Origin of the sequence: Bacillus sp. 0209A, from assembly GCF_036765095.1 — a bacterium.
Lineage (GTDB): Bacteria > Bacillota > Bacilli > Bacillales > Bacillaceae > Bacillus > Bacillus subtilis_G.
The window spans coordinates 1-10,500 of sequence record NZ_JBAIZV010000013.1 but is presented as its reverse complement, the minus strand read 5'-3'; the positions used below and the strand labels follow the sequence as shown (position 1 = coordinate 10,500).

2 protein-coding genes are annotated in these 10,500 nt (G+C 46.6%); both read left to right on the top strand.

What is annotated here, in order from left to right; genetic code table 11:
- Positions 1-3,945 (top strand): amino acid adenylation domain-containing protein (locus tag V6D44_RS20870; protein WP_333516857.1); only part of this gene is annotated, 3,945 nt, incomplete at its 5' end.
- 25 nt (positions 3,946-3,970) lie between these two features.
- Positions 3,971-10,500 (top strand): amino acid adenylation domain-containing protein (locus tag V6D44_RS20865; protein ID WP_333516856.1); only part of this gene is annotated, 6,530 nt, incomplete at its 3' end.

Below are 10,500 nucleotides of genomic sequence, written 5' to 3'. Positions count from 1 at the left end.
CTCGAGGGCGAGCTGCCGGTGCTGGATCTCCCGGCTGATCATACCCGCCCGCCGGTGCGGAGCTTCGCCGGTGACAAGGTCTCGTTTACGCTGGATCAAGAGGCCGCATCAGGTCTTCATACACTGGCACGGGAGAATGGAAGCACACTGTACATGGTGCTCCTGGCGGCTTACACAGCGTTATTATCACGTTTAAGCGGACAGGAAGAGATCATCGTCGGATCGCCAATTGCCGGCCGGCCGCACAAGGACCTTGAGCCGATACTCGGCATGTTTGTGAATACGTTGGCGCTTCGGACACGCCCGGAGGGCGGGAAGCCGTTTGTGCAGTATTTGCAGGAAGTACGTGACACTGCATTGGAAGCGTATGAACATCAGGATTATCCGTTCGAAGAGCTTGTCGACAAGCTTGGAGTGACGCGGGATATGAGCCGGAATCCGCTGTTTGACGTGATGTTTGTTCTTCAAAATATGGATCAGGAATCGATTCATTTGGATAAACTGCATCTAAAACCTGCAGCAAACAATGGGCATCAAACGTCAAAATTTGATTTAACCCTGTATGCTCACGAACAGCCCCGGGGTTTGCTGACGTTCCAAATGGAATTTAGTACGGACTTATATAAGAAAAAAACGATAGAAAAGTGGCTTCAATACTTCATCAATATGTTACTCTCCATCATCCAAGACAGCAAAGCCGCTCTCGGAACAATAAATATACTGAATGAGGATGAGACCCATTACCTTATCCATGAGCTCAATCGTACAAAAATAGAATATCCAAGAAATGAAACCATCAGCAGGCTCTTTGAAATGCAGGCGGAACAAACGCCTAATGCCATAGCAATTGTCAGCGATACACAAGAGTTAACTTACGCGGATCTGAACAGCTGGGCAAATCAAATTGCTTCACTTTTACAGAGAAAGGGAGTCGGGCCTGATCGAGTCGTAGCCTTGTTGGCAGGACGAACGCCAGAACTCATAGCCGGAATGCTGGGTATTCTAAAAGCGGGGGGAGCCTATTTGCCTATCGCTTCTGATCTGCCTGTTGAGCGAATAGCTTACATCCTGTCAGACAGCGGAGCGACATTCCTTCTTCAATCTGAAAAAGTCGACAAACGGCTATTAGACATTGAATGTGAACAAATCATAATCGAAGACATTCAAAAGCAGGGAGAAACGACGAATATTGAATCGTCTGCAGGGCCGCATTCGCTCGCTTATATCATTTATACCTCTGGATCAACCGGTAAACCAAAGGGTGTCATGATTGAGCAGCGAAGTGTCATTTGCCTTGTTAAAAACAGCAATTATATTGCATTTACACCTGCAGACCGTCTTCTCATGACATCATCTATCGGTTTTGATGGTGTGACATTTGAAATATTTGGACCGCTGCTAAATGGGGCAGCTTTGCACCTGTCCGAGAAACAGGCATTTCTCGATCCCCATCAGCTTAAGAGATACATAGAACATCACGGGATCACAACGATGTGGCTGACATCTTCTCTATTCAATCATTTGACAGAGCAAAATGAGACAACATTTTCACAGCTGAACCATCTGATTATTGGCGGAGAAGCTTTGTCGGTGAGCCACATCAATCGAATTAAAAATGTCTGCCCGGAAGTATCGATATGGAACGGATATGGGCCAACCGAAAATACAACTTTTTCGACGTGCTTTCACATTCAAAAAACATATGAACTTTCCATTCCGATCGGGCGGCCGATTGGTAATTCCACCGCTTATATCTTAAATAAATGGGGAATGCTGCAGCCGATCGGAGCTGTTGGCGAACTTTGTGTCGGCGGAGATGGCGTCGCCAGAGGATATTTGGGCCGTCCTGATTTAACGAGAGAGAAATTTATCCCAAACCCATTTGCGTCTGGCGATCGACTGTACCGCACAGGTGATCTGGCGCGCTGGCTTCCCGATGGCGCAATTGAGTACGTTGGCCGTATTGATGATCAAGTAAAAGTCAGAGGCTACCGGGTGGAGCTGGGTGAGATCGAATCAGCACTTCGCCAAATAGAGGGGGTCAAAGAAGCAGCTGTTTTGGCACGTACAGGACAGACAGGGAGCAAAGAGCTGTTTGGCTACATCAGTGTGAAAGCAGGCGCGAATGCTGAACAAGTGCGTTCTCTTCTCGCGCGTTCACTGCCAAATTATATGATTCCGGCGTACATCATTGAAATGGATACGCTTCCGCTCACATCAAACGGCAAATTGAACCGGAAAGCACTGCCTGAACCAGATTTTGCATCTAAACAAACGTACGTCCCGCCACGCAACGAACTTGAAGAGCAGCTGGCATTGATCTGGCAGGAGGTTCTAGGCATCCAGAGGATCGGAATAGAGGATTCTTTCTTTGAATTGGGCGGAGATTCAATCAAGGCCCTTCAAGTTTCTGCACGCCTCGGACGCCACGGGTTAAGCCTGCAGGTAAGTGATTTATTCCGTCATCCAAAGATAGAAGACGTATCACCATTTATCCGTAAGACAGAAAGAATCATAGAGCAAGGACACGTTGAAGGAGATGTTCCATGGACGCCTGTTCAGCAATGGTTTCTTTCACAAGATATTGAAGAACGACACCATTTCAATCAGTCTGTCATGCTTTTTCATTCTGACCGTTTGTCTGAAGACGCTCTTAGAGCATCCTTAAAAAAACTGGCGGAGCATCATGATGCGCTTCGGATGGTTTATCGCAACGATGACGGGCGGTGGACTCAAATCAACCAAAGCATACATGAATCACAGCTATATAGTTTAAGAATATCTGATCTTTCACAGACAGAAGGCGATTGGGAAACACAAATCAAACAAGAAGTTGCAGATCTTCAGCAAAGCATCAATTTGCAGGAAGGACCATTGTTACATGCCGTGTGGTTTAAAACATTGACCGGAGATTACTTGTTCCTTGCAATCCATCATCTTGTTGTTGATGGTGTGGCATGGCGGATTTTGCTGGAGGATTTGTCAGCAGGGTACCAACAAGCGGCTTCTGGCCAGGCGATTCAGCTTCCGCCTAAAACTGATTCCTATCAAGAATACGCCAGACGGATTCAGGAATATGCCCAAAGCAGCAAGCTGATTCGCGAAGAGGCGTATTGGCGAAGTGCAGAAGAACAGCAAGCTGCGGAACTGCCATATGAAATGCCGCTTCAAGAGAACATCGGTTACTGCAAGAGGGACTCGGTAAGCTTTTCACTCTCTGAAGCAGACACTGACGTTTTGCTGCAAAACGTCAATCACGCCTATGGTACAGATACACAAGATATTCTGTTAACCGCGGCTTCCTTGGCGATTTGTGAATGGGCAGGCGCAAGCAAGCTCCGAATCGCTATGGAAGGACACGGAAGAGAACACATTATGCCGGAGTTAGATATCAGCCGGACGGTCGGCTGGTTTACATCCATGTACCCGGCCCTCATAAGCTTTGAAAATCATAGGAATGAGCTCGGGACGGCAGTAAAAACCGTAAAAGATACACTGGGCCGGATACCAAACAAAGGGGTGGGTTACGGTATGCTGAAATACCTCACACACCCTAAAAACAAAAGCATTACGTTTTCAAAAATACCTGAAATCAGCTTTAACTATTTGGGTCAGTTCAATGACATAGAAAGACAGGGCAGTTTCCGCCCATCAAGTCTTGGAAGCGGAACGGATATCACTCTTACATGGAAGCGTGAGCAAATCATTGAGATAAGTGCTATGGCAGCAGACAAAAAGCTTCATTTCAATCTTAGTTATCCGCCAGCCCGCTTTCATCGAAACACAATGGAGCAGCTTATCAACAGGATCGAACACTTTTTGCTGGACATTATGAAACACTGCGCCGGTAAACAGAAAGCAGAAAAGACACTGAGCGATTTTAGCAGTCAATCATTAACGACAGAGGATTTGGACAGTATATCCAGCTTGGTGGAAGAATTGTAGAAAATTATGACAGGGAGACATGAACATGACAAAAGCGAATTCAATTCAGGATATTTATCCGCTGTCTTACATGCAGGAAGGGATGCTTTTCCATTCCCTCCTGCAAAAAGATTCACAAGCATATGTCGAGCAAGCTTCTTTTACAATAGAAGGGGCAGTCAACCCGCAGTGTTTTCAAAACAGCATCAATGCTCTTGTAGCCAGACACGATATTTTCAGAACGATTTTTATCAGTCAAAATGTTTCATCTCCCCAGCAGGTTGTCCTGAGAGAACGGAATGTCATCGTACAGGAAAAAGACATTACGCATTTAAATGAAGAGAAGCAGTCACAGTTTATCAAGCAATTGAAAGAAGAGGACCGGGCTCAAGGGTTTCAGTTGCAAAAAGATATGCTCATGCGCATTACTCTGATTCAAACAGGAGAGGGCCAATACACTTGTATTTGGACCTTTCATCACATCATGATGGATGGCTGGTGTCTTAGCATTGTGCTAAAAGAATTTCTCCATATTTACGCATCTTATGTATATGGCTCCCCTATCTCATTGGAGCCGGTCCAGCCATACGGAACGTATATTAAATGGCTGATGGAGCAAGACAAAGAACAGGCAGTTTCATATTGGGAACATTATCTTTCCGGCCATGAACAGCAAACCATGCTCCCGAAGCAGAAAAAAACAAAGGGGAGAAGCAGGCAGGAACACGTTGCGTTTTCATTCTCTAAGGGAGAAAGCAGCAGGCTTTCGGAGCTTGCCGCAAGAGAAGAAGTAACACTTAGTACAATTTTCCATACCATTTGGGGCATTCTGCTTCAAAAATATAATAATAACGATGACGCCGTATTCGGTTCTGTCATGTCAGGAAGGCCCGCCGAAATCGAAGGCATTGAACAGATGGTAGGCCTTTTCATTAACACGATACCGGTTCGGGTGCAGGGAGAAAAAACGCCATTTCTACAGCTCATAAAAGATATGCAAAAAGACCGTCTTGCCGCTGAAGCATACAGCTACCACCCTTTATATGAAATTCAAGCCCGTTCAGCGGTTAAGCAAGGGTTAATTGATCATATTCTCGTATTTGAAAACTATCCGGTTCAGCAAGAGATTCAGATGCTGAATAAACAGGAACATGCTTCTGATCTTTTTCAGATTCATAACTTCACTGTGGCAGATGAAACCAACTACAGCTTTTATCTTATGGTGGCGCCAGGTGAAGAAATCCATATCAAAATGAGCTATGATGCTGAGCAGTATGATCGGTCTTTTGTGCTTTCTGTCAAGGGGCATCTTCTGAATGCCGTATCACAAATCTTAAATAATCCGAATCTTCCACCCTCAGAAATTGATATTACAACAGACCATGAAAAGCAGCAGATGATTGGAAAAATCGCAGATCATGCACCAGTTTACGAAACCATCCATGCTATGTTTGAAGCACAAGCGGAAAAGACACCGGACGCTTATGCTGTAATTGATCAAGCCTGCTCGTTAACATACAGAGAACTGAACAAATCGGCTAACAGATTAGCACGGCAATTGCGAATGAAAGGTGTTGCGAGACAGGAGCCTGTTGCGATCATGATGGAACGCTCTGCGGCGATTATCACCGGTGTTCTTGGAATCTTAAAGGCAGGCGGTGCCATTGTTCCGATTGATCCGTATTATCCGGCTGACAGAATCCATTATATTCTAAATGACTGCGGCTGTTCGCATGTTGTTTCACAAGCGCATCTTTCCTCATCGCTTGAAAACAATTACTTTATCACTCATGCAGAAGATATCGAAAGCCAAGAAGACGGCAGTAACCTACAGTCAGTCAACAATGCGGACGATCTTCTGTATATGATTTACACATCAGGCACAACAGGTAAACCAAAGGGTGTTCAATTTGAACATCGAAACATGGCTAACTTGCTGAAGTTCGAATATACTCACTCCGGCATTGACTTTGAAGCAGATGTTCTGCAATTTGCGACACCTTCCTTCGACGTCTGCTATCAAGAAATATTTTCTGCGCTTCTGAAAGGCGGCACACTGCACATCGTGCCAGAAGCCATAAAAAGAGATGTGCCGCAGCTGTTTGCATTTATAAACAAGCACCAGACAAATATTGTGTTTCTCCCAACTGCTTTTATCAAAATGATCTTCAGCGAACCGCAATTTGCGAACTCGTTTCCTTATGGCGTGAAACATCTGATTGCAGCCGGAGAACAATTAATCATTTCAGAGCTTTTTCAGGACGTATTGCGTGAGCGCGGCCTGCATCTGCACAATCATTACGGACCTTCAGAAACTCATGTGGTATCTACGTATACCATTCATCCGGGGGACCGTATTCCTGAGTTTCCGCCAGTCGGTAAACCGATAGGCTGTACTGATCTATATATTTTGAATCATCAAAAACAGCTGCAGCCCTGCGGCGTACCTGGTGAACTCTATATTTCCGGTGCAAGTGTTGCCAGAGGTTATGTCAATCACGAGAAACTGACACGCGACAAATTTTCATCTGACCCATTCAGGCCTGGTGCGATCATGTACCGTACAGGTGATTTGGCCAGACGGCTTGAAGACGGCAACATCGAATATATCGGACGGGCAGACAATCAAGTGAAAATCAGAGGCTATCGAATCGAGCCGCAAGAAATCGAAGTCACATTGATGAACCACCCGGACATTAAGGAAGCCGCCATTCTCATCAGGCAAGACCGAAGCGGTGAACATGAATTATGCGCTTACTATTGCAGTGTACAAAAGCTGGATGCAATAGATTTACGCCGCTATATGGCTAGTGAGCTCCCAGAATACATGATCCCGGTGAAATGGGTATGGGTTGACAACATACCTCTTACCCCAAACGGAAAAGTAGATCAATCAGCACTTCCTGAATCAGATGATTCAATCAGCGGGATTCCATATACTGCCCCTCGTAATCTGTTAGAGGCAAAGCTTTCGCAAATATTTGAAGATGTGCTGAAAAATGGTCATATAGGCGTCCAAGACAACTTTTTTGACCATGGCGGCCATTCGTTAAAAGCAACAGTGCTTATGTCGAGGATTGCTAAGGAGTTTCATGTGCAAGTTCCGCTTAAGGACATCTTTGCCCATCCGACTGTAGAAGAATTGGCTTCAATCATTCGAGGTGCAGAGGAAAATCAGTATGCAGCAATTGAACCAGCAGAAGAAAGAGAGACATATCCTGTGTCTTCAGCTCAAAAACGGATATATGTGCTTCAGCAGCTTGATGAGGGTGTCGCCTACAATATGCCTGCGGTCTTAGAACTGGAAGGGGCATTGGATGTCGCTAAAATGTCGGCTGTATGTAAAGAACTAATCAGACGGCATGAGCCTCTTCGAACTTCCTTTGTATCCGGGGCAGAGGGCGAGCCGGTTCAGCGTATCCATACCGAAGTGCCGTTTACATTAAGTACAGAGACAGCTATCGAGGAATTTGTCCGTCCCTTTGATCTCAGCCAGGCGCCATTATTTAGAGCGGGCCTTATAAAGGTGGCGAACGAGAAGCATGTATTGCTGGTGGATATGCACCATATCATTTCAGATGGCGTATCCGTTCAGCTCCTAATCCGAGAGTTCACCGATCTTTATGCAAATCGCCAGCTTAAGCCGTTGCGGATCCAGTATAAAGATTACGCCGTTTGGCAGCAGCAATTTAAAAAGGGGGACTCGTATCAAAAGCAGGAGATTTACTGGCGACAGCAGTTTAGCGGGGACCTTCCTGTACTAGAGCTTCCGACAGATAAACGCCGACCGGCAGAACGGCAATTCGCAGGCGGAAAAGTAACCTTTCAAATGGATAAAGAGCTCACGTCCCGGATAAAACGGCTCGCCCATAAAAACAGCAGCACACTTTACATGACACTGCTCGCTTTGTATTCAGCTTTTTTATCAAGGTTAAGCGGTCAGGATGATATCGTGATTGGTTCACCTATCGCCGGACGGCCCCACGCCGACCTTGAAGCTGTTCTTGGGATGTTCGTTAATACATTGGCTCTCCGGACACGCCCGGACGGCAATAAGACATTTGAAGAATTTCTGAAAGAAGTCAGACAGACGGCACTGGAAGCGTATGAGCATCAGGATTATCCGTTTGAAGAGCTTGTGGATAAACTCGGCGTACAGCGGGAAATGAGCCGGAATCCATTGTTTGACACAACGCTGGTCCTTCAAAATATGGAACAGCAAAAGCTGAAAATGAAAGATGTAGAGCTTCAATGGAGCGACTTGCATCATCCAATATCGAAATTTGATATTTCCCTGTATGTAACAGAACACGATGCCGAACTTTTGTGTCAGTTTGAATACAGTACAGCTTTGTTTGAAAAAGCGACCATCCAAAGGTGGGCCGGCCTTTTCACCACCCTTGTGGAACAAACAGCTGTCAGTCCTGAAATAGAATTGGACAACATTCCAATCTTAACAATAGAAGAAGAGAGAGAGTTCATTGAAGCGTGCCATCCGGTTCAGGGGACGGGCTATCCGATGAATCAAACGCTCCACTATGCACTCGAAATGCAGGCAGCAAAAACGCCTGATCAGACGGCTGTTGTTTTTGAAGATGGAGCGATGACCTACAAAGAATTGAATGAACAGGCTAACCGTATCGCCTGGGAGCTGATCGAACGAGGAGTGAAATCTGAAACAATAGTTGCCATTATGGGAAGGCGTTCGCCTGAAATGCTGATTGGCATTTATGGCATTCTTAAAGCTGGCGGCGCTTATCTGCCCATTGACCCGGATTATCCGGAAGAACGAATCAGCTTTCTGCTGGAGGACAGTGGTACAAACATTCTCCTGCTTCAGTCTGCCGGCCTGCGTGTTCCGGCATTTGCAGGGGAGATTGTCTATCTCAATCAGACAAATAGCGGGCTGAAACATCGTTTGTCCAATCCGAATGCGGACGTTCTCCCGCAATCTTTAGCATATGTCATCTATACATCCGGCTCTACCGGGAGGCCTAAGGGTGTTGAAGTTGAACATCGATCAGCGGTGAATTTTTTGAATTCCCTTCAGTCCCGTTATCAACTGAACCAATCAGATGTGATTATGCATAAAACATCTTATTCATTTGACGCTTCAATATGGGAACTGTTTTGGTGGCCTTATGCCGGTGCTTCTGTTTATCTGCTTCCTCAGGGAGGCGAAAAAGAACCTGAAGTGATCGCGCAGGCTATAGAAGAACAAAAGATCACAGCTATGCATTTTGTGCCTTCAATGCTTCATGCATTTTTAGAACATATCAAATATCGCCCTGTACCAATTAAGACAAAGGAACTCAATCGGGTGTTTTCCGGGGGAGAGCAGCTGGGAACCCATCTCGTCTCCCGATTTTGCGAGTTGCTTCCAAATGTTGCATTAACCAATTCCTACGGACCAACGGAGGCAACTGTAGAAGCTTCATTCTTTGATTGTCCGCTGTATGAAAAACTTGAACGGATTCCAATTGGAAAACCTGTTCATCATGTCAGATTGTATATCCTCAATCAAAAGCAGCGGATGCTGCCTGCCGGATGTATCGGCGAACTGTACATTGCAGGAGCCGGTGTTGCCAGGGGCTATTTGAATCGGCCGGCATTAACGGAGGATCGTTTTCTTGAGGATCCGTTTTACCCGGGTGAACGCATGTACAAAACAGGGGATGTGGCGCGCTGGCTCCCTGATGGACATGTTGAATTCCTCGGCCGGTTGGATGATCAAGTCAAAATCAGAGGCTACCGGATTGAGCCCGGAGAAATTGAAGCGGCGCTTAGAAGCATAGAAGGCATAAGGGAGGCAGCCGTGACCGTACGGACAGACAGCGGCGAGCCGGAATTATGCGCTTATATAGAAGGGCTTCGGAGAAACGAAGTGAGGGCGCAGCTTGAGAGACTGCTGCCGGGCTACATGATCCCAGCCCATATGATAGAGATGGAACAGTGGCCGGTTACGCCGAGCGGAAAGCTGGACCGAAACGCCCTGCCAGCTCCTTGCGGAGCTGCAGATGCGGAGACATATACGGCGCCGAGAAATGTGACCGAGATGAAGCTTGCCCAGCTGTGGGAGGACGTACTGAAAAACGGCCCTGTCGGGATTCACGACAACTTCTTTGACCGTGGAGGACATTCCTTAAAAGCCACCGCTCTTGTGTCCCGGATCGCCAAAGAATTCGATGTTCAGGTGCCGCTGAAAGATGTGTTTACCCATCCGACGGTGGAAGGGCTGGCTTCCGTTATCCGTGAAGGAACGGACAGTCCATATGAAGCGATGAAACCGGCGGAACAGCGTGATACCTATCCGGTTTCCTCTGCTCAAAAGCGGATTTATGTCCTTCAGCAGCTGGAGGACGGAGGGACCGGCTACAATATGCCGGCTGTATTAGAACTGGAAGGGAAGCTTGACCCCGAAAGGCTTGACAGGGCTTTCCAAGAGCTGATCAAGCGCCACGAGTCGCTTCGGACATCCTTTGAACAGGACGAAGGCGGCGAGCCGGTGCAGCGCATCCATGACGAAGTGCCGTTTGCATTACAAACAGCAGTCCTCGGCGAACAAACCGAACAAGA